Annotated in this window: 23 protein-coding genes, 2 tRNA genes and 1 pseudogene; 17 read left to right on the plus strand and 9 right to left on the minus strand. The window is 45.7% G+C overall.

The window, feature by feature from the left end; translation table 11 throughout:
• Nucleotides 1–24 precede the first annotated feature (24 nt).
• Both RS881_RS01295 and RS881_RS58860 read right to left on the minus strand, forming a co-directional pair.
• Nucleotides 25–693 carry a sigma factor-like helix-turn-helix DNA-binding protein gene (locus RS881_RS01295; protein ID WP_315819425.1) on the minus strand — a complete coding sequence of 223 codons (669 nt, stop codon included), beginning with the start codon at nt 691–693 and terminating at the stop codon, nt 25–27.
• The gene (locus RS881_RS58860; RefSeq protein WP_350340075.1) at nt 681–995 is read right to left on the minus strand and encodes an RNA polymerase sigma factor; all 315 of its coding nucleotides are present in this window, start codon (nt 993–995) and stop codon (nt 681–683) included. The genes RS881_RS01295 and RS881_RS58860 overlap by 13 nt, the downstream gene beginning before the upstream one ends.
• A 329-nt stretch (nt 996–1,324) precedes the next feature.
• Here RS881_RS58860 and RS881_RS58865 point away from each other — a divergent pair, with 329 nt between their 5' ends.
• The 4 genes from RS881_RS58865 (at nt 1,325) to RS881_RS01310 (ending at nt 4,077) form a co-directional block, all read left to right on the plus strand.
• The gene (locus tag RS881_RS58865) at nt 1,325–1,489 is read left to right on the plus strand and encodes a DUF4372 domain-containing protein (RefSeq protein ID WP_350340366.1); all 165 of its coding nucleotides are present in this window, start codon (nt 1,325–1,327) and stop codon (nt 1,487–1,489) included.
• Between the two features lie 276 nt (nt 1,490–1,765).
• Complete coding sequence (gene istA, locus RS881_RS01300; RefSeq protein ID WP_315819426.1) at nt 1,766–3,310, plus strand: IS21 family transposase; 1,545 nt, start codon at nt 1,766–1,768, stop codon at nt 3,308–3,310.
• A 30-nt stretch (nt 3,311–3,340) separates the two neighbouring features.
• Nucleotides 3,341–3,853, plus strand: a complete 513-nt coding sequence (locus tag RS881_RS01305; RefSeq protein WP_315819427.1) for an ATP-binding protein — start codon at nt 3,341–3,343, stop codon at nt 3,851–3,853.
• Nucleotides 3,854–3,858: 5 nt separating this feature from the next.
• Nucleotides 3,859–4,077, plus strand: coding sequence for an ATP-binding protein (locus RS881_RS01310; protein ID WP_315819428.1), 219 nt, complete (start codon nt 3,859–3,861; stop codon nt 4,075–4,077).
• 491 nt (nt 4,078–4,568) lie between these two features.
• On the opposite strand, the gene RS881_RS01315 is transcribed toward RS881_RS01310, so the two are convergent.
• Nucleotides 4,569–4,642, minus strand: a tRNA-Asn gene (locus tag RS881_RS01315).
• A 270-nt stretch (nt 4,643–4,912) separates the two neighbouring features.
• Here RS881_RS01315 and RS881_RS01320 point away from each other — a divergent pair.
• Genes RS881_RS01320 through RS881_RS01335 form a run of 4 tightly spaced genes read left to right on the plus strand, consistent with a single transcriptional unit; the run spans nt 4,913 to nt 7,881 of the window.
• A complete protein-coding gene (locus tag RS881_RS01320) occupies nt 4,913–6,007 on the plus strand; it encodes a CHASE3 domain-containing protein (RefSeq protein WP_315819429.1) in 1,095 nt (364 codons plus the stop codon).
• Nucleotides 6,004–6,282 carry a PAS domain-containing protein gene (locus tag RS881_RS01325; RefSeq protein ID WP_315819430.1) on the plus strand — a complete coding sequence of 93 codons (279 nt, stop codon included), beginning with the start codon at nt 6,004–6,006 and terminating at the stop codon, nt 6,280–6,282. Before RS881_RS01320 ends, RS881_RS01325 begins: the two co-directional genes overlap by 4 nt.
• Nucleotides 6,254–7,588, plus strand: coding sequence for an ATP-binding protein (locus RS881_RS01330; RefSeq protein WP_315819431.1), 1,335 nt, complete (start codon nt 6,254–6,256; stop codon nt 7,586–7,588). Before RS881_RS01325 ends, RS881_RS01330 begins: the two co-directional genes overlap by 29 nt.
• A complete protein-coding gene (locus tag RS881_RS01335; protein ID WP_315819432.1) occupies nt 7,561–7,881 on the plus strand; it encodes an Hpt domain-containing protein in 321 nt (106 codons plus the stop codon). Before RS881_RS01330 ends, RS881_RS01335 begins: the two co-directional genes overlap by 28 nt.
• A gap of 61 nt (nt 7,882–7,942) precedes the next feature.
• Here the strand turns inward: RS881_RS01335 and RS881_RS01340 are convergent, their stop codons facing one another.
• The 6 genes and pseudogenes from RS881_RS01340 to RS881_RS01370 form a co-directional block, all read right to left on the minus strand.
• Nucleotides 7,943–8,299 carry a Rieske (2Fe-2S) protein gene (locus RS881_RS01340; protein ID WP_315819433.1) on the minus strand — a complete coding sequence of 119 codons (357 nt, stop codon included), beginning with the start codon at nt 8,297–8,299 and terminating at the stop codon, nt 7,943–7,945.
• Between the two features lie 8 nt (nt 8,300–8,307).
• Nucleotides 8,308–9,494: pseudogene (gene hflX / locus RS881_RS58870) on the minus strand (GTPase HflX).
• Between the two features lie 269 nt (nt 9,495–9,763).
• Complete coding sequence (locus RS881_RS01355; RefSeq protein ID WP_315819436.1) at nt 9,764–10,006, minus strand: hypothetical protein; 243 nt, start codon at nt 10,004–10,006, stop codon at nt 9,764–9,766.
• Between the two features lie 23 nt (nt 10,007–10,029).
• Nucleotides 10,030–10,518 (minus strand): hypothetical protein, encoded by a 489-nt coding sequence (locus RS881_RS01360; protein WP_315819437.1) that lies wholly within the window; start codon nt 10,516–10,518, stop codon nt 10,030–10,032.
• Between the two features lie 89 nt (nt 10,519–10,607).
• Nucleotides 10,608–10,880, minus strand: coding sequence for a GIY-YIG nuclease family protein (locus tag RS881_RS01365; protein ID WP_315819438.1), 273 nt, complete (start codon nt 10,878–10,880; stop codon nt 10,608–10,610).
• A gap of 10 nt (nt 10,881–10,890) precedes the next feature.
• Nucleotides 10,891–10,964, minus strand: a tRNA-Ile gene (locus tag RS881_RS01370).
• Between the two features lie 859 nt (nt 10,965–11,823).
• Here RS881_RS01370 and RS881_RS01375 point away from each other — a divergent pair.
• The 9 genes from RS881_RS01375 (at nt 11,824) to RS881_RS01415 (ending at nt 19,665) form a co-directional block, all read left to right on the plus strand.
• Nucleotides 11,824–12,384, plus strand: a complete 561-nt coding sequence (locus RS881_RS01375) for an RNA polymerase sigma factor (RefSeq protein WP_315819439.1) — start codon at nt 11,824–11,826, stop codon at nt 12,382–12,384.
• Between the two features lie 199 nt (nt 12,385–12,583).
• The gene (locus RS881_RS61460; protein WP_315819440.1) at nt 12,584–13,204 is read left to right on the plus strand and encodes a FecR domain-containing protein; all 621 of its coding nucleotides are present in this window, start codon (nt 12,584–12,586) and stop codon (nt 13,202–13,204) included.
• Nucleotides 13,205–13,439: 235 nt separating this feature from the next.
• Nucleotides 13,440–13,703, plus strand: a complete 264-nt coding sequence (locus RS881_RS01385) for a FecR domain-containing protein (RefSeq protein ID WP_315819441.1) — start codon at nt 13,440–13,442, stop codon at nt 13,701–13,703.
• Between the two features lie 454 nt (nt 13,704–14,157).
• Nucleotides 14,158–14,505 carry a carboxypeptidase-like regulatory domain-containing protein gene (locus tag RS881_RS01390; RefSeq protein ID WP_315819442.1) on the plus strand — a complete coding sequence of 116 codons (348 nt, stop codon included), beginning with the start codon at nt 14,158–14,160 and terminating at the stop codon, nt 14,503–14,505.
• Complete coding sequence (locus tag RS881_RS01395) at nt 14,505–15,662, plus strand: TonB-dependent receptor plug domain-containing protein (protein WP_315819443.1); 1,158 nt, start codon at nt 14,505–14,507, stop codon at nt 15,660–15,662. The genes RS881_RS01390 and RS881_RS01395 overlap by 1 nt, the downstream gene beginning before the upstream one ends.
• On the plus strand, nt 15,578–17,242 hold the full coding sequence (locus tag RS881_RS01400) for a SusC/RagA family TonB-linked outer membrane protein (RefSeq protein ID WP_315819444.1): 1,665 nt from the start codon (nt 15,578–15,580) through the stop codon (nt 17,240–17,242). Before RS881_RS01395 ends, RS881_RS01400 begins: the two co-directional genes overlap by 85 nt.
• An 11-nt stretch (nt 17,243–17,253) precedes the next feature.
• Nucleotides 17,254–17,886, plus strand: a complete 633-nt coding sequence (locus RS881_RS01405; RefSeq protein ID WP_315819445.1) for a RagB/SusD family nutrient uptake outer membrane protein — start codon at nt 17,254–17,256, stop codon at nt 17,884–17,886.
• Nucleotides 17,856–18,743 carry a RagB/SusD family nutrient uptake outer membrane protein gene (locus RS881_RS01410; RefSeq protein WP_315819446.1) on the plus strand — a complete coding sequence of 296 codons (888 nt, stop codon included), beginning with the start codon at nt 17,856–17,858 and terminating at the stop codon, nt 18,741–18,743. The genes RS881_RS01405 and RS881_RS01410 overlap by 31 nt, the downstream gene beginning before the upstream one ends.
• 64 nt (nt 18,744–18,807) lie before the next feature.
• Nucleotides 18,808–19,665, plus strand: coding sequence for a LamG domain-containing protein (locus RS881_RS01415; RefSeq protein ID WP_315819447.1), 858 nt, complete (start codon nt 18,808–18,810; stop codon nt 19,663–19,665).
• The last annotated feature ends 227 nt before the right edge of the window (nt 19,666–19,892 follow it).

The following is a 19,892-nucleotide window of genomic DNA, read 5'->3' on the forward strand; positions in this document are numbered from 1 at the left end:
AAAAATAAATACCTGCGGATACGCCTATAAGAACCGCCGCGGCAGCTGCAACTTTTTCCAGCTGAAGCTTTTTTGTTGAAGCGGCATTACTGGAACTGACTCTTCCAACTTCTGCAAGGATATTATTTTAGCCAGCATTTTCTCTCGCTCTTTACTGTCAAACACCTCATTACGAAAATCAGTTTGCTCCCATGCCTCGGTCAATAAAGTTTTCACTTGTTCATCATACTCCTCCTTTTCCAGCAATGTCATTAGCTCATTCCACTCGTCGAAACTGGCCGTTTTATTAAAATAAGCCTTGAACAAATACGCCAATCTTGAATCACTCATGTGTGAATTTTTATAGTAAAACGGAAAAATTTCTACAGCCGTTCCGTAAGTAAGACAATGGGAAGAAGAAAAGAGGTAATGAGAACAAGAATTTTTTATCGCTTCAGGAAACCTGTGATAAGGAGGAGGACTCCGAGGTGCGTCTGCAAGTAATTTTAATGGAGCGCAAGGCCAGTACCATGTGTTTTTCACCGTTTCAAGCGATATACCCAGTTCGTGGGCTATCTCTTCCTGTTTAAGTCTTTCCAGGCGGCTGAGCAAGTATACTTTCTTTTGTTGAGGGGGCAGCTGCTCCACCGCGGCGTCAACGAGCGTCCCTAGATCAATTTCAGGAGTATCGTTGATATATTCTACGTCCTGCAAAACACTTTTGATCCATTCTTTTTACGGTTCCGTTCTCTGGCTATTTGCTTCAGACAATTGAATGTATGATTTCTGGCTACTATAAAAAGATAAGCCCTGAAAGATTCCACTTCAGCGAGAGTATCCTTACTGATCCAGATTTTCAGAAAAACATCCTGCACGATTTCCTGCGTCAACGGCTTTGATTCAACGATGCGCATGATGAAATCGCCTATTTGGTTATAATATAGGTTAAACAGTTGCTCAAAGGCCCTTTCATCACCCTTTGATACTCTAATAAGCAGTTGTTTTTCGATGTTCACTGTGTTCGCAGGCAGATAATTTTGCTTGAAAGTTTATACACTAAAACTATCGAATAAAAGTCTGCGAAACAAAAAGGCATTCTTTATTGTTAAACCCGGCGGACTTTGGTTAATAATTTATCAATATTTGTTGTAATGCTTAAAGAAATAATACTCGCTATCAGTACTGTTTCGATGTTGAATAAATAAGTTCTTTGAAATTGTTGTCTGTATTGGGTTTTAGCGGATTATTGAATGGAAACGATTTGAAATCTGCAATATATTGACTTGTTTTAAAGTATTGACATTCAATACTTATGAATCAGGGCAAATATGTATTCTCACAATTAATGGAACTTGTTTCGCACAAAGCATTTTATGGTTGTGTTGAACGATACAAAGGCGATTTTAAATCCAAACAGTTTTCATGTTGGAAGCAATTTCTTTGCATGGCTTTTGGTCAATTAACGCACCGGGAAAGTCTTTCAGATACTATAGTCTGTTTACGTGTCTAATACGGAAGTCACTGGGCCAGGTAAAACGGAGCATAGGGGGCCAGTCAAAACGGAGCATGCTGGGCCAAAATTCACAGAGAGCATTTAATGACGGAGGCCAATGGGTCAATCTGATTTCCGCGCAGGTTGTTTAACGGAAGTCATTGGGCCATTTTGTAATGTTCCGGATCCTAAAACGGAGGTCAATGGGCCAAATTGGAGCCGTCAGCTTTATAATACGGAGGTCATTGGGCCACTTTCCATGATTGCAATAGCCTTGTACAAAAAAACAGGTACATGGCGGGTCAAAGAATCAATATCATGGAAATACGAACAATCATCTCTTTAAAGCAGAAGGGCTGGAGTAACCGTAAAATCGCCGGTTTTGTTAAGTTGATCCGTAAGACGATCGACAGCTATATGGCCCGCTTTAAGGCCCTGGAACTGCCTTGTGAGACGCTGCTGGAATTGGAAGATGTTGAACTGGTTGACCTTTTCACAGAAGATAGTCAGACCGAGAAAGAGCGCTATGAGACCCTGGCCGGTAACTTCAGCTATATCGAACAGGAGTTAAAGAAGCCTGGCGCGACGCTGGCCACCCTACACGAAGAATATTTACTCAAACATCCGGACGGATACCGGTATACACAGTTTTGCTGGCATATACGGCAATGGAAAAAACGCATAGATCCCAGCGGCAAACTCACTCACAAGGCAGCAGAAAAGCTGTTTATAGACTTTTGCGGTAAAAAGCTCTCCTACATTGACAAGGCCAGTGGCGAAGTTGTTGAAGTGGAAGTTTTTATTGCGGTCCTTCCCTGTAGCCAATACACCTTCGTAAAAGCGGTGTCTTCCCAAAAGCGGGAAGACCTGATCAAATGTTTGAGTGATTGCCTTCACTGGATGGGTGGCGTACCCCAGGCCATTGTATCAGATAACTTAAAATCGGCCGTCAGCAAGGGTCATAAGTATGCCCCGCTGATCAATAAGACCCTCGCCGATTTTGCCCTTCACTATGGCTGTGCCGTCGATCCGGCCCGTCCCTATCATCCACAGGATAAGGCCCTGGTCGAACGATCAGTGCAGATTGTTTATCAACGGATCTATTATCCGCTCTCACGACACACCTTCTTCAGTCTGGACGACCTCAACAAAGAGTTGTCGCTACTGCTACCCGCCTATAACGACTACCTCTTCGCTCATGGCGGCACTACGCGTCGCCAGCAGTTTGTGGATACGGAAGAAGCCCTGCTGCAGCCATTGCCACCAGGCCGCTATCACCTGCGGCAGTACAAACGGGCAAAAGTTCAAAAGACAAGCCATATCTACCTGAGCGAAGACAAAAACTATTACAGCGTTCCTTACCGGTACCAGGGGCAGCATGTGGAAGTGCAATACAACCAGGACAAAGTAGAGATATTCTACAATCATACACGCATCGCCAGTCACAGACGATCCTATAAGGCCGGTGACTATACGACCGAGGGAGATCATATGCCCTCCAGCCATCAGGCGCACAACGAGTGGAGCCCGCCCTTCTTCGAACAAAAAGCCGGGCAGGTAGGTGCTCATACGCTGGCCTATATACAAAGATTGTTCACCCAATACACCTACCCGGAGATCGCCTATAAGCAGTGCCAGGGCATTTTATCGCTCGCAGGCACTTATACACCCCAAAGGCTGGAGCAAGCCTGCCGGCGCGCGCTCGACTACCACCGGTCGGGCTACCACACTATTGAACGGATCTTAAAGGCAGGCCTGGACCGATCCGAAGAAGACGCTGCAGAACAACAACGTATCCCACTACACGACAATATCCGCGGAGCCGGATATTATCAATAACAGGTCATCACAACACCACAATCAATTAGTATGAACGAGAACAGTACAGTAGAAAAGATGCGCAGATTGCATCTGAAGACCATGGCAGGCCTGTATCACCAGAGCCTTACGGATCAACATTACAGGCATTGCACCACCGACGAACTCCTGGCCCTGTTGGTGGATGCAGAATGGGAACACCGGCAGAAAACACGCATCAACAGCCTGATCAAGCTGGCAGCCTTCAAACAAAGCGCTTCACCACAGAACATCGACTACCAGGCCTCCCGGAACCTCGACAAGAATGTGGTTGACCGCCTGCTATCCCTGCAGTTCCTGGATAAGGCGGAGAATATCATTATTACTGGTCCTACCGGATCGGGCAAAAGCTATCTGGCGCAGTGTTTAGGCGTCAAAGCCTGCCAGTTCCTGTTCAGGACGCATTATTACGCCACAAGCCGGCTACTGGACAAAGCTAAACTTGCCAGGCTGGATGGGACTTACCACAAGATGATTAAAGCAGTTGGCAAAGTGCCCTTATTGATCCTGGATGATTTTTACTAACTCCGGTGGACCAGGCGGCACGCACCACATTGCTGGATATGATCGAGGAACGCTACGATAGGGCTTCCACAATTATTGCCACGCAGATACCGGTTGACCAGTGGCATGGCCTTATTGGAGAAAGTACGATGGCTGACGCCATCCTGGACAGATTGGTCTATGCTTCGCACAGAATTACATTACAAGGTGAATCGCTCAGAAAGAAAAAGAAACTAAGTGCATAATCTTAAATCATTACCCTAACATTGCATCGGAAAGTGGCCCATTGACTCCGTAATCACTGGCCCAATATGCTCCGTTTTGACTGGCCCATCATCGCCGTAATAGACACATTAACGAAATAGCGGTATTAATTTTTACATCCCGAGTGGCCTGTAAACAATAGAAGTTTGTTGGGAAGCTTGCTATTGAAATCAACAAGTACACCTAGTTATACTTTGAGCATTTATTTGCAAGACAGAAGCGATACCGGTAGCTAAGTAGTTCGCGCTGGCAGCAGAACTAAACAATGTAAATAAAAATTGCAAGGATTACTTGTGGGTTATGATCGGTAGCTAAGAGAAGTGAAGTTTCAACGGTGCATGTCTTTATTTACTTTACGTATTTTTGCACCTATAAAGCTCTTTCAAAACACCCTGTCTCGAAGTGTTTGAAAATTTGTTTGAAAATTTTAAAAGCCACCGAGTGGTGGCTTTTAAGTAGTTGATTATCAGTGCTCCCCCTGCTGGACTTGAACCAGCGACCCTCTGATTAACAGTCAGATGCTCTAACCAACTGAGCTAAGGAGGAATGTATGTCCCAACTGCCTTTTACAGCCCTGGTAATGCCCTTTTGAAGGATGAGTGTCAGGCTTTTAGCCGGCCTTTCCACATCATGTCCCCAAAGGGGTTGCAAAAATAGGGATTTTTGGATTTCATCGCTCCCGATCGGGAAATTTTTCTGACAGAAATATTTTCGCTAGCAGCCCGCCATTTTCCTCGCCTCCCCAAACAAATTATAGTAACTTACTATTTGATAAGCTCCCCATGGCTTCACATTAACCTTTGATACAGAATATCCATGAAGACATATATGCCCATCTTCTTCGTGCTGTTGATCGTATTGGCAGGGGTGGCTTTCTTTATCTGGTCATCCTGGAAAGATAGCACCCGCGCACAAAGCGCCCAGGAATCACTCACCCATACCAATAATGTTATTAAAGGGCTCGACCAGGTACAAAGCCTCCTCACCGAATCAAGTGCCACCGTAACCGCCTATGCCGCCACAGGCGATACTACCTTTATTACCACCCTGCCCACACAAAACAATACCATCCTGGCCAGCGTACAACTGGTAGCCCATCTGGTAGCCGATAGCCCTCCGCTGCAAACCCGCATACAACAACTGGAACAATTGATCCATCAAAAACTGAATTACCACCAGCAGGTGATCCAGGCATTCAATACCAACCCCCAACAAGCAGTACAGCTCATCACCAGTCCCCGCGACAAAACGCTGATGGAGACCATCAAAGCAGCCCTGGCCAATATGAAAGCCGATGAAAATGAACTCCTCCTGGCCACCACCCTCAACAATCAGGAAGCAGGCCGTAAATCACTGCAAACCGCCATCATCGCATCACTGGCAGTACTGCTGATCATCGCCATCCTGGTTTTCTTTCTTTACCGGGATATTCAGCTTATACGCAAAGCAGATAATGAATTGGTGAAAAGTGAAACCCGCTACCGCGAGTTTGTAGAAAATGCAGGTGTTATTACCTATACGGCCGATATCAACGGCATGTTTACCTTCATCAGCAAACAAGTAGAAGACCTCACCGGCTATACCCCCGAAGAAATGATGGGCAAGCATTTTTCTACCCTCATCCGGGAAGATTGGATTCCCCGTGTAGCTGAAAAATACATGGAGCAGTTCACGAACCGCACCCGCGAATCGAACTTCATTTTCCCCATCAACTATAAAAACAATGGTACCCGCTGGGTAGAACAGGATGCCATCCTGCTCGAAAAAGATGGCAAAGTACAGGGCTTTCAATGCGTCGTAAAAGATGTGACCGACCAGGAACTGATGCGTCAACGATTGGAAAAAAGCGAAGAAGAACAAAAGGAATACCAATACCGCGTACAAGCCATCCTCGACAATGCCCCCTCATGATCTATGTAAAAGACCTCGAAGGGCGCTACCTCCTCACCAACAAACAATGCCGGGAAGTATTTGGCCTTACCGAAGATGATATCATCGGAAAGACAGTGTTTGAAGTACAGGACAATAAGAACTCTGCCGATAAATATGCAGCCGCAGATAAAGAAGTGATCGAAACACTTAAATCCGTAGAACTGGAGGATGTACTACAACTGCCCGATGGCGAACACCACCTGCTCACCATCAAATTCCCGCTGTTTGATAAAGACAACCATCTACTCGGGTAAGCGGTTTCATGAAAGACATTACCGAAATGGTCAAATCAAGACAGGAAATGATCCTGGCCCGCCAAAAGCCGAGACCGCCGAAACCTTACAGGAGCAATTCCTGGCCAATATGAGCCATGAAATACGCACCCCCATGAATGGCATCATCGGCATGACCAGCCTCTTAATGCAAACCCCACTCCAGCCACACCAGCAGGAATACGTGCAAATGATCAAACAATCATCCGATAACCTCCTGGTACTGATCAACGATATCCTCGATCTCTCCAAGATCAAAGCCGGTAAGATCAGCATTGAAAAAATACCCTTTAGCCTGGGCGATATAGTCAAAACCATCAATGCTACTTTCAAGATCAAAGCTGAAGAAAAAGCGCTCAACTTTTCAACCCTCCTGCATCCTGCCGTACCCCTTTACCTCGTAGGTGACCCTCACCGGCTTAGCCAGGTATTGACCAACCTGCTCAGCAACGCCATTAAGTTTACCGAGCAAGGCTATGTAACCCTCGAAATAAACGTACAGGAACAGGATCGTAAGCAAGTGATCCTTTGCTTGCAGGTGAGCGACTCGGGTATAGGTATCGATGCCAAACAGCTAAGCCTCATCTTTGAAAGCTTCTCGCAGGCCTCCTCCGATACTACCCGCCGCTTTGGCGGTACGGGCCTTGGCCTGGCCATTACCAAGCGGCTGGCCGAACTGCAGCAGGGTAAAGTACATGTAACCAGCAAACCCGGCGCAGGCACCACCTTTTCCGTATTCCTTCCTTTTGGTACCAGTACCGAACAGGAAGTGATACGGGGCAACACAAAACCCATAATGCAGCCCAATGAGCTGGAAGATTACAATGGCAGGCATGTACTAATTGTAGAAGACAATGATGTGAACCAGCGCGTATTGAAGTACAGCCTGGAACAATACCACCTGACCGTTACAGTGGCCGAAAACGGGAAAGAAGCCGTTCGCTGGCTCGAAAGGAACACCACCGACCTGATCATGATGGACCTCCACATGCCCTTAATGGATGGCTTTCAGGCTACCGATTATATTCGCCGGCAGCTGAAACTGGATGTGCCCATCGTTGTTTTAACCGCCAGCGTATTGAGAAATGAAAAACAACGCTGCCTCCAGATTGGCGCCAACGATTATGTGGCCAAACCATTTGCCCCGGAAGAATTGCGTCGTTGCCTGGAAAAATTCCTGCTTCAGCGCAAGGAAGAAGCGGCTGAGGGTACTCCCTCATGGCTTACAAAGCAGGATATCCCGTATTCGATATTTCTGTATTGCTGCAGCTCAACGATTATAAGGTGATCAGGGAAATACACAAAGTATTTGAAACCATGGTACCTGCTGGATTGGAAGAAATGAAACAGTCCGCCATCAAAGAAGATTGGAAAACAGTATTTGAATTGGCCCATAAACTTAAAAGCAGCCTGGGCATCATCCAGGTGAAAGACCTGTTTTCCAAAATGACCTCCATTGAAGCCAATGCCCGCTCCCATCAACAATTGTCCGGGATACTGCCCATGATCAATGAATCAATAGCCGCTTATTACCATGTGGCGCCAATGATCAAAATGGAGATCGAAAAAGAAGTCGTCTGATACGAAGAAGGAGAGAGGCTCTCCAAATGAAATGAAAATTGAATAGGGCGGGATAAAACCTTCACCAAAGGCCAAATAAACCACTATCCGGCAGGCCAATAAACAAACCCTCCTCCCGCTGCTCTACCGGGTAGGTTTTGAGATAATACCCCTCGCCACTGGTATTGCGCCCATTCTTAACACTGAATTTGTAGCGGTGCAACGGACATACTACATTGCCCAGCGCATCAATATATCCCTCAGCCATAATGCCCCCTGCATGAGGACACTTATAAGCAAAGCCAAACAGTTCCTGCTGATATTGCCCCACACATATCTTTTTGCCATTTACTTCTACTACAGCAATATGTCCATCACCCATGGCCACTTCGGCCAGACTTTCCGCCACCTTATGCCAGGTATATTTCTTTTCGCTCATGGATACGATTACAAATAACTGGTCTTGTAAGGATAGCGGATCTGGTATAACTCCTTCACCTTCGTCAGGATCGTATTCCTAAGCTCTTCCAGGTTTCTACGCTCTAGTGCCGAAATAAATACACAGTTACCTTGCAGCGTGTTCTCCCAGCGCTCTTTCAACTCTTTTCCAATCTCCTGCTTTACCTCGTCTTCCAGCCAGGGGTCAAAAGTGTTTTTCTCATACAAGTCCATCTTATTGAAGATCGTGATCACTGGTTTGTCATAAGCCCCTAACTCCTGTAACGTATGGTTTACAATACCGATCTGGTCTTCATATTGCGGATGCGAGGTATCTACTACATGCAACAGGATATCTGCTTCACGCACTTCATCCAGCGTACTTTTAAAGCTCTCCACCAAATGGTGCGGCAACTTCCGTATAAAACCAACCGTATCACTTAGCAGGAAGGGCGTGGTTTCAAAAACCACCTTGCGCGTGGTGGTTTCGAGTGTTGCAAAAGTTTGTTCTCCGCAAATACATCACTTTTGCTTAGCAGGTTCATGATCGTCGATTTACCCACATTCGTATATCCCACCAGCGATACCCTGATAAACTCTCCCCGGTCTTTGCGCTGTACAAAAGCCTGCTTGTCGATCTCTCCCAACCGCCTGCGCAACAAAGTGATCTTATCTTTTACAATTCGACGGTCAGTTTCAATTTCCGTTTCACCAGGTCCTCTTGTTCCGATACCACCGCCCAACCGTTCCAGGTGCTTCCACATCCCTTTCAGGCGCGGTAGCAGGTACTGATATTGCGCCAGTTCTACCTGTGTTTTCGCCTGTGCGGTTTTAGCCCGGCGAGCAAAAATATCCAGGATCAGATCCGAGCGGTCAATCACTTTTATCTCCAGTACTTTTTCAATATTTGTGATTTGCGAACCTGTTAGCTCATCATCGAATATGATCAGGTTAATATCTTTTCCCGTAACAAAGTTCTTGATTTCTTCCAGTTTACCTTTCCCCAGAAAGGTTTTACTATCAGGGTGCGGCAATTTCTGAATGTAACGCTTTACAGCCGTGGCCCCGGCTGTTTCGGCCAGAAAGGCCAGTTCTTCCAGGTATTCCTTTACCTGCTCTTCCGTTTGGTTTTTGTATACCAGCCCTGCCAGTACTGCCTTCTCCTCTTTTTGAATAATGTTCTTGTTCTCTAACAACGATTAAAATTTTGTGTGCAAAAATAACCATAATAATTCCAAAGGCAGCTACTTCAACGGCTTTACAACCCATAAACTGCCGCCTTTACAGGTTTGCCCTTACCCTCCTGCCTGGGCATCAATTGGCTACCTCAATAGCCGGAAGCCTGTAAAAACAAAAAGGAAACAGCTTTTGCTGCTCCCTTACTATTTTATATCAGCGAAATCCGCCCAGTTTTTAAATCTGCAATCCTATTTTTACTTATCAGCGAAATCCACTCAATCAGCGATTACAAACCACTCAGCGTCAAACCGATCTGGAAAGGCCGTACATCCGGACCAAAACCTTCTTTGATAAAGGCATTTACCTGGTAACTGCCGTACAAGCTCAATGCTCCATAACCTATGCGACCAGTAACGCTAAGGCGGGTACTGTTGAAGTAGCGTTTGGATTTTTCCTTCAGTGTATAAGCGTTGATGGTATTACCCGCCTTGTTCTGTAAGGTTTTTCCTTTTACACTGGCGCTCATCATGGTGCCGATCTTACCTCCAATGGCTATCTTCCAACTTTTGTTGGTATTCTCCGGATTGAAACGAAACGCAGTTCCACTGGTGCTTCCAGGAAGGTGGTGGCTAGTTTGTACTTCTTAAAATGGTTGGTATCAGCCATATTGCGGAAACCAAGTTTGTTAGCCCGGCGACCGGTAATATCAATTTCCATTTTATCGAAGAACATATTGTCTGTACCTACACCCACTCCAATACCAACACTGAAACGGGGATCACTTTTAAAAGGGAGGTCAAACATGAAATAAGCATTGAAACTGCGAGACAGCCCTTTGGTGTTGATCGTATCTGGCATTTGTGACCAACCATTATACCCTAATTGAAACATCAGGTGATCATTGGGGCGGTTGCTCAATTTCACCTTACTCCAGTCCCTTTTCTTCTTTTTGGGGGTTACGGTAATGTTGGTCGTAGAGTCCTGGGCCATAACAGCAGTCATAGAGGCCAGGGCAACGAAAAGCGTCAGGATTTTTTTCATACCAGATAAATAATTGATCAAATGTATCCTACGAACGGTTAACGAAAGGTTAAAGAAAAAACTCACAGCATTTGGCTGTGAGCACTTATTTAAGACGAAGCCTGTTGTGAACTTTTATGGATGAGTTCTTCAATTCGTAACCTGTTCTTCCATCCCTTCAACTGCTTTTCTCTTTTAAGGGCAGTCGCTTTATCAGGGTAGTATTCAGTTAAACGAACAGACCAATCAGCTGCCTTTCCCGTAAATCCTTTGTGATTGGCTAAGTGTTTTCGCAATCTTTCTTCCACATCTGCTGTTACACCGATATAATACCTATCCAGCTCTTCAGAATATAGAATATACACGAAAAAGCCATCCGGCAACTTTAAGATGTGGGCCCTGTTGGTATCGAACCAACGACCCCCTGATTATGAGTCAGGTGCTCTAACCGACTGAGCTAAGGGCCCTTCTCCCTAGGGAGTAAATAATTAAAATAAAGAACTATCGAACCAACGACCCTCCCGACTTTAGTCGGGATACTCTAACCGACTGAGCTAAGGGCCCTTCTCCCTAAGGAGTAAATATTTAAAATAAAGAACTATCGAACTTACGACCCTCCCGACTTTAGTCGGGATGCTCTAACCGACTGCGCAAAGGGCCCTTCTCCCTAAGGAGTAAATATTTAAAATAAAGAACTATCGAACTTACGACCCTCCCGACTTTAGTCGGGATGCTCTAACCGACTGCGCAAAGGGCCCTTCTCCCTAGGGAGTAAATAATTAAAATAAAGAACTATCGAACTTACGACCCTCCCGACTTTAGTCGGGATGCTCTAACCGACTGCGCAAAGGGCCCTTCTCCCTAAGGAGTAAATATTTAAAATAAAGAACTATCGAACTTACGACCCTCCCGACTTTAGTCGGGATGCTCTAACCGACTGCGCAAAGGGCCCTTCTCCCTAAGGAGTAAATATTTAAAATAAAGAACTATCGAACTTACGACCCTCCCGACTTTAGTCGGGATGCTCTAACCGACTGCGCAAAGGGCCCTTCTCCCTAGGGAGTAAATATTTAAAATAAAGAACTATCGAACTTACGACCCTCCCGACTTTAGTCGGGATGCTCTAATCGACTGCGCAAAGGGCCCCTCTCCCGGAGGAGTAAATAATTTAAAAGAAAGAACTGTCTACAATACACCGGTATTTCCGGCGAGTGGCAAAATTAGAGAAATTCAGTTACTATGGGGAAGAAATCTGCTTTATTTTTTGATTTACCTTGTGTAGGCAGCAATGCTGCAGAATGGATGGTCTTTAAATAGTCGGTTGCTATGTCTAAGCTTGCTAATATCAAGGAAATACAGCGTCGTATAGCCCTCTATGACGATGAAGCCGCTTATAAGGAGCTGTTCTGCACTTTTTATAAACCCCTCTTGCGCTTCGCCTACACCTTTTGCCATGTCCATGAAATGACCGAAGAGATCGTTTCTGATGTTTTTATCAATATCTGGCAACGCCGCAGCCACCTCGAAGAGATCAATAACCTGAAAGTTTACCTATATATAAGTACCAAGAATACCGCCCTGAAATACCTCCTTAGGCAGCAAAAACAGGTGTCCATTACCATTGACGACCTTAATGTGGAACTCGAGAGCCAATACAATAACCCCGAGCAACTGATGATGACCGCCGAAATGCTGGCCCGGGTGGAACAAGCTATTACCCACTTGCCGCCCCGGTGCAAACTGGTATTCAAACTCATCAAAGAAGATGGTCTCCGCTATAAAGAGGTCGCCGAAATATTGGGTATCTCCGTAAAAACCATTGACAATCAATTGGCCATCGCCCTCGCCAAGATCGGCAAAGCCCTTAATGTAAACCTCAAAAGATAGTTCGCTTCTAACTTCCCTGCCTCCTGCCATCCCATTTCTACCGGATTTTCATCCTCCCGTTATCCGGCCAGCTCGTAGGAGCCCTTGCTTTGCCCTGCCAACTTATCGCGCTAAATTTTTTTCCTGTCCTTTTAGGGGATTGTTCCCATTCTAGGCTCCTTAATGGTTATCAACCAATAACAACCAGGCAAGCAACCGTATGGCTACTGAACGCATTTGGGAACTGATGGCGCGAAAACTCGCCGGTGAAGCTTCTGAAGAAGAGCTGAAGGAGCTGGAGCAGTTATTACGTACCCACCCCGACCTCCATTTTCCCATCCAGGCCATTACCGACCTATGGCAAAATGCGTCACAGCCAGAAGGGCAGCAGGATATGTCAGTAACCAGTAGATACGAGCAGCATATCGCCCGTATGCAGCAAATGGGTATCCCTATTGGCCAGGCGCCAGACGACAAGGCATTATTGCTGGAAGGGTCACGACAACCTTCCCGCCGCCGCCCCCTGCTTTGGGCAGCAGCTGCCGTATGCATACTGGCTGCGGCATCGTTTATTTATAATCTGTACTTCTCCTCTGCAGCCAAAACAATATCCCAGGTCGAAAATAATCCACCCAGTGAAATAACTACCCGTAATGGCTCTAAAACCCGGGTCCAACTACCCGATGGCACCCGCGTATGGCTCAATGCAGGTAGTAAACTTACCTATAACAAGGAGTTTGGCAGTACAGTACGTGAAGTGACCCTTATAGGGGAAGGCTATTTTGATGTAGTAAGGAATGAAAAAAACCTTTTGTCATTCACACCACCAAAATGGATGTAAAGGTGCTGGGTACCCAATTCAATGTAAAGTCATATCCCAACGACAAAACCACCGAAGCGGCCCTTATCCATGGCAGCATTGAAGTATCACTCAAAGACCGGCCCTCCCAAAAGATCATCCTCAAGCCCAATGAAAAAAATTGTAGTAGCAAACAGGGATACAGTACCCAATGCCGAGAATACTTCCAACCCCCGCCAGCAAAGTCAGAACCCCTGGTGACCATCACCCATTTAACATGGCAAAAAGTAACAACTCAATTGCTGAAACCTCCTGGGTTGAGAATAAACTGGCATTTGAAGACGAATCATTTAAGGAGCTGGCACTAAAAATGGAACGTTGGTATGGCGTATCCATCCAATTTACCGATGAAAATATTGCGGCCCTGCGCTTCACCGGCGTATTTGAAGATGAAACCATCAACGATGCCATGCGGGCTCTTACCATCACAGCATCATTTACTTACAAGGTCCAGGGAAAAACGATTACAATTTCCAGATAACGATTACTAACCAAAATTATGACTGCCAATGCTTCAATCAAATAGCACATGAACACATACAAAAAACAGGACTCCGTTGGCGCGGAATCCCGTTTGTAAATGAAAAAGTATTTCGGTATGCTAACAACCCTCGGAAAGTTGCAGGTACCAATTAATAACCCTTTTCAATGCTTAAAGTATGAAAAAATAAGGACTTTACCCGATTTGTTCGGGAGGCCTAACCTTTTAAAGCTTGCATTTATCATGAAATTAACGGTTGCCATCCTCCTGGTCAGTTGCCTGCATGTGTCAGCCGGAGTCTACTCCCAATCCCGGGTAACCCTCAACATGCAATCGGCCGACATAAAAAAAAGTACTGTCGGCCATCGAAAAAAAGACCAATTATCGTTTCTTATACAACCAGAGCCTGCTCAATGCCGACCTTAAAGTAAACATTACGGCCGTCAATGAAGAAGTGTTATCTGTTGTAACCCGGGTATTGCTAAACACTTCACTTACCTATGAGGTACTCAATAGTAACCTCGTAGTGCTCAAACAGGCCAATACCGTCATATTACCTGCCCAGGTAAGCGGCCGTGTCACCGACTCTACCGGCAATCCCATAGTCGGGGCCTCTGTACGCGTAAAAGGCAGTAATGCAGGTATCTCCACCGATGCCAATGGCGCTTTCTCCATCACTGTGCCCGACAATGCTACCCTTGTTTTCTCTTCCGTGGGATTTATCTCACAGGAGATCCCTGTTGCGGGGCAAACAGTGATTAATGTAGTATTGCGACCCTCAATCTTCAATTGGAACAGGTAGTGGTAATCGGTTATGGTACCGCCAGTAAAAGAGACCTCGCAGGGTCCATTGTTAAAGTAGCAGGGAAGGAAGTGGCCGATAAGCCCAATACCAATCCCGTAGCTTCTTTACAGGGTAAGGTTTCAGGACTTTCAGTAGTAAATAATGGCCGGCCCGGCCAGGAACCGGATATCAGAATAAGGGGTACCATCAGTCGTTTCCAAACTAAACCACTGTATGTTGTAGACGGATTGTTGAATGATAATATCAACTTTATCAACCCTTCGGATATAGAATCCATAGAGATCCTAAAAGATCCTTCCTCCCTGGCCATCTTTGGGGTGCGTGGCGCCAATGGGGTGATCATCGTTACAACCAAAAAAGCAAAAAGCGGAATTACAAATATTACCCTCAGCTCATCCATAGGGTTCAAAAAAGTAGTAGATAAGGTGGAACTCACCGATGCCAATGGCTTTAAAACCTTGTTTAATGAGCAAAGAGCTTTACAGGGCACAGCTCCTTTTGCCTATTATGATAAATTCACCGGCAATTCCAATTGGGTAGACCTGATCTCAAAAGATAATCCCATCATCACTTCCAATAACATCAGTATTAGCAGTGGTACCGAGAAGAATAAATTTTACATGGGTATTGGTTATATCAAGGAGGAAGGGCTGATCAAATTTGAAAAACTGGATAAAATACTCCTGAATATAAGTGATGAATTGAAGGTATCGAGGTCTATTAAAGTAGGATTTAATATCAATGGCTATAGAGCTAGCCTGCCTCAGTTGCATGATTACACAGCCGCTATTAACGCTACCCCCATTGTAGAGGCCTTTAATAAAGAAAAGGGAGTCTATAATAAATTGCCCAACGAAATTGGTGGCCCCCAGATTGGGAACCCCATGTTGATTGACGCTTATAAGTACACCGATATTTCCAGGGAATACAGGGTGGTTGGAAGCGTTTTTGCCGAGATCAATTTCCTGCAAGATTTTACTTTCCGGGCTACCTATTATGGCGACCTTGGCTTTAACAACCAAAGGAAATATACCCCCTCATCAAAGTATACGGTGCAGAGGATAACTCCGTGGCCAATTATGCCGGATTTACACAAACCGAAGTATACCAGAAAGAGAACAAATTTTCCAAATACCAACAGGAATACCTGTTGACCTACAGAAAGAAGTTCGGGGAACATTCTTTGACCGCCATGGGTGGTTTTATTACCTACTTTAACGACTATTCAGAAACAAATGGACGGGTAAGGCAACCAGCCACAGGTACGCCAATTCCTTATGACAAGCGTTTCTGGTATCTCGATAACTTCTTTGGCGACCCTGCTTCCAGGGTTTCAGGTATCTCTCCCGGCGATGACATATTTGGCAATCCCAAGCCCTTGCAATGGGAGCAGGCTACTGTTTCCATGCTGTTCAGGGCACTGTATAACTACAAAGGAAAGTATATGCTGAATGCCTCTTTCCGCAGAGATGGTTCCTCAGAAATTTCACCTGCCAACCGCTACCAGAACTTTATTGCCGTAGGCGCTGCCTGGCAAATGACAGAAGAGGATTTTATGAAAGACCTGACCATATTTGACTTCCTGAAAGTGAAAGCCTCCTGGGGTATTTTGGGTAATCAATACGTAGATGTACATTATCCATTCTATCCACAATTGGTGAGCGGTGCAACTGCTGTTTTTGGCAACAACCTGATCCCCGCTTATACACCTGCCTACCTGGCCGACCCTAACCTGAAATGGGAAACCATTACTTCCATGGAAGCCGGCGTTGAGTTCTCTACCTTGAGAAACAGGCTGCGCGTGGAAGCCAATTATTTTAATAAGCTCACCAAAAACCTGTTGACCATATTCCCGGGTATTCAAGGAAACAAACCGGGTATTACCAATGCAGGAGAAGTACAGAACAATGGTTTGGAAGTATCTGCTACCTGGAGCGATAAGCTGACTAATAAGATCGGCTATACCATCAGCGGTAATATTACTACCCTCAACAACAAAGTGAAATCCCTGTATAAACCAGGATTTGAAATTATTGACGGTGCTTCCAGAACAGCAGAGGGATACCCTATCGGCTATTTCTATGGATATGAAGTAGAAGGTATTTACCAGTCCTATGCCGATAAATTAAAATCCCCTGTCGCTTCTTCCCTGGGCGATTATGGTCCTGGCGACCTGAAGTTCAAAGACCAGAATGGTGATGGTGTAATTGACGATAAAGACAGGGTAAAGATCGGTAACCCTACACCTGATTTTATTTATGGCTTTTCGTTGGGTGCCGATTACAATGGCTTCGACCTGGGCATCGACTTCCAGGGTGTGTATGGCAATGAGATTTACAGGGCATGGGGCAATGGAAGCACCTTTGCACCATTCAACTACCGTGCCGACCGCCTTGGCCGCTGGACTGCGCCAGGTACCTCCAATTGGGAGCCTGCGCCTACAGGGCATAGCATTAACCTGCAGAATTCAAACTACATGATTGAAGATGGCAGCTATTTAAGGATCAGGAATGTACAGCTTGGCTACAACTTCAAGCCATCTTCTTTGGCGGGCGTTAAAATTAAAGCACTGCGTGTTTTTGTGAATGCGCAAAACCTAAAGACGTTTAAAAGAATTCAGGGTTCACTCCCGAATTTGGGGGCTCGGCTATACGGTTTGGTGTGGATGATGGTTCTTATCCTGTACCCGCCATTTACTCTGCAGGCTTTAATGTTACATTCTGATAACAACTAAAACATTTAGATATGAAACAATATAGGATCATCCTATTTCTTTTTGCACTGGTGCCGGTATTGGTGGCCATCAACGGGTGCAGTAAGTTCCTGGATCGAAAACCCCTTGGTACCGGTACAGAAGACGATATCGTACAGGGTGGTGTTGAAGGCGATGTATTCGGCTTGTATGGTGCATTCCGCACCAAGGAAGGCATGTCCGGCTGGCCCATGATCTGGTTTAAGAGCATCCGGTCAGACGATGCCATGAAAGGAAGTACCCCCGACGATCAAAAACTCAATGGCTCACGGTACGACCAGTTTAAATATGATAAAGTAAGCGACCAAAATGTTGCCGTTGAAAACTGGAATGACCACTATAGTTTTATTGCTCTTTGCAACAATGTTATTCATAAAATTGACTCCCTGAAACTGACAGATGCGGCAAGCCTTACCAATTTGGGCGAGGCGAAATTTTTCAGGGCCTGGGCTTATTTCGACCTCGTGCGCGACTATGGTGCTGTTCCTTTGATAGATTTTAAAGTGTATGAAAACTCACAGTCCAACGTTCCTAAAAATCTGTTGCAGAGATATACCAGCTCATTGATGCCGACCTGCTATTTGCATCTGCTAATTTGCCCCTGTCATGGGATGCCAAATTCGTAGGCCGTGTTACAAAGGGAACCGCCAACACACTGATCGCGAAAACAAAATTGTACCGCAATGATTGGGGTGCAGCACTGGCAAAATGTGAAGAAGTGATCAGTTCCACCCAGTATACACTCCAAAGCTCCTTTGCCAAATACTTCACAGAAGAAGGAGAGAATACCAGCGAATCCATCTTCGAAGTGCAGATGTATGAAAATACCAATGGTTCAGTGAAATATGGTAATAGCTATAACCAGGTGCAGGGCGTACGGGGCAGCGGCGATTGGGATCTTGGATGGGGTTTCAACGTACCTACTGCCGATCTCATCAATGCTTTTGAAGCCGGCGATCCACGTAAAGCTGCTACCGTCCTTACTTCCGGCGGTCCCGAAGGAGTGCCCGCTTCACTGGGTGCCATCCAACCCAATTGGAACAAAAAAGTGTATACCGATCCCGCACGACGCCTGGCTACCGGCGACCGCTTTGGCTTTTGGTTGAACGTGCGTATGCTGCGTTATGCCGACGTATTGCTCATGGCCGCCGAAGCCGCCAACGAAGTGGGAGGCGTTGCCAATACTACCAAAGCCCTGGGCTACCTGGAACAGATAAGAGCCCGGGCAAGAGCCGGCAACAATGCTGTTTTGCCCCCAGTTGTTACTACCGATAAAGCGGCTCTGCGTACTGCCATTCGCCATGAAAGAAGGATAGAAATGGCCATGGAGCACGAGCGATTCTATGATCTCGTTCGCTGGGGCGAAGCTGAAACAGTACTGGGGCCACTGGGATACTTGCCTAAAAACAGGTACCTGCCCTTCCTGCAGGCTGATATAGATAGGAGTGGCGGTGTGCTGGTGCAAAACCCTGATTATCCATAAACCTTATCCCAGGTTTGTACCGTTTGGCAAATCACATTTAACACTAACATTTAAACTTAATACAATGAAAAGAGAAAACAATAAGGTAGCATACGCTATACTTTCTCTTGTATTCATTATAGCAATGACTTCCTGCCAAAAAATGGACAGGCCATCTTTGGGGAATTATCCGGAAGATAAAAACCCGCCCGGAGGACCATTAAAATTCTATGCGGCATTTGATGGCACTACTGCCGACAAATTGATGAATGCAGTCGACAGCGTTAAAGCTACCTTCCCCTCCGATAACCCCTTGGCTAGTACCGATGGCATCAGTGGCAAAGCACTGAGCGGAGAAAATAAGAAGTATGTAAAGTATCCGAAACCCAATGACTGGGCGCCTCTTTCAAAAAGCTTCACCATTTCATTCTGGGAGAAAAAGAATGGACAAACCAAAAATAATACCGGCACCAATGGCCCCGAATATCCCTTTAGCTTTAAATCCAGCAATGGTCACTGGTCAGGCGGTAATTTTTTCCTCTTGTTTGAAGGTAATAATGCTGCCTGTGCCCTTAAGTTTGTGGCCGTTGATGCCAAGATGGCCGACAACTGGTTTACCTGGGAAGGCGGCAACATGATTGCCGGCTTATTGGACAATGCCTGGCACCATATAGCCCTTGTATATGATGCAGCGACCAGCGGAGTGACTTTGTATGTAGATGGTGTGGCCAATAGCATCGTACCTAAATGGGGAACCCATGGCGATATCAATATTGATGATTCCAAGATCAGTGAATTCAGAATTGGATGTGGCCCATCTTCCAATTTTGATACCGATGATTGGTTGTCTTCTACCTGGAAAGGCGGACTGGATCAATTCAGGTTTTACAATACCGCCCTCTCTGCTAGTGATGTGAACAACCTTTTTAAGAACAAGCAATAATTTATAATTAGAAACAGGCAAATACAGGAGCTGAATGTTAATCAGCTCCTGTATACCTGCTTGTACCGTCCACCCTACAATATTCACTTAACTTTTCTTTTTACATCCCAATGACCACCGTACGTACCATAATCACTTGCCTGATCTTAGCCACTGCATTTCTTCATTGCGGAAAAAGCTCATCCGATACCCCAACACCTCCACCTCCCGCACCTGCCAATTTCAAC

The sequence above is a fragment of the Paraflavitalea speifideaquila genome (assembly GCF_032395985.1).
GTDB classification, from domain to species: domain Bacteria; phylum Bacteroidota; class Bacteroidia; order Chitinophagales; family Chitinophagaceae; genus Paraflavitalea; species Paraflavitalea speifideaquila.